General features: G+C 33.9%; 1 protein-coding gene. It reads left to right on the top strand.

Translation table 11 applies throughout. The features are described 5' to 3' along the window. Window positions 1-670 (top strand): alpha/beta hydrolase (locus ACRCJ0_RS16360; RefSeq protein ID WP_431391219.1); only part of this gene is annotated, 670 nt, incomplete at its 5' end. Window positions 671-856 lie beyond the last annotated feature (186 nt).

The raw sequence follows: 856 nt of genomic DNA, 5'->3' as shown, positions 1-856 counted from the left end.
CTTCTTTTACGGCGATAAGGAACTTTACCGGTTCTACACCATGTTTTTAGCTACGCAAGGCTTTACGGTAATTAATTTCAATTACCGTCTCGCACCAAACCATATTTACCCAGCACCACTTGAAGATATCAATCAAGTACTACAATGGATGATTAAAAACAACGAAGAATACTACATTGATTTAAACAATTTATTTTTATTGGGCGATTCTGCAGGTGGTCAACTTACTCAACAGTACGCTACTATTGCTTCAAATCCTGATTATCAAAAATTATTTGACTTTGCAGTACCTAACATCCAATTTAACGCTGTTGGCTTAAATTGTGGTGCCTATTACATTGGTAATAATATCGGTTCTGCGGATGACTTTCCTTATTACCTTGATGGAAAAATGACTAATCAACTAAAAGCTCAGTTACCGGTTGAACAATATATCACTACCAATTTTCCACCCGCTTTTGTCATGACATCAAGTCATGATTTCCTAAAAGAAACTGGTATCCAATTTGGTCAATTTCTAATTTCTAAAGGAAATGAAGTCTACTTTAAAATCTATAGTAACCCGGATGGCTCTGAACTAAATCATGTATTTCATATTGATCAAAAATCCAGTGTTGCAAAAGACTGTAACCTTGACCAACTTGATTTCTTTAGAAAACATATGTGTTAGAAAAATGACATAAAGTCAGTAATCATGTTCATCATGGTTTACTGGCTTTATTTTTTTATATCATCGAAAAAGGATAGATATCCATTAAAAACGGCTATCAATCCTTTATCCCGTATATATTTCTACATTAGCAGTTCATATGGCGACAATAGTTTCGCTTTAGTAATCATGTGCGCAATTTCTTCT

The organism is Aerococcus sp. L_32 (assembly GCF_050689315.1).
Note: the sequence above shows the minus strand (reverse complement) of the source record. Positions and strands in the feature narration are given on the sequence as shown.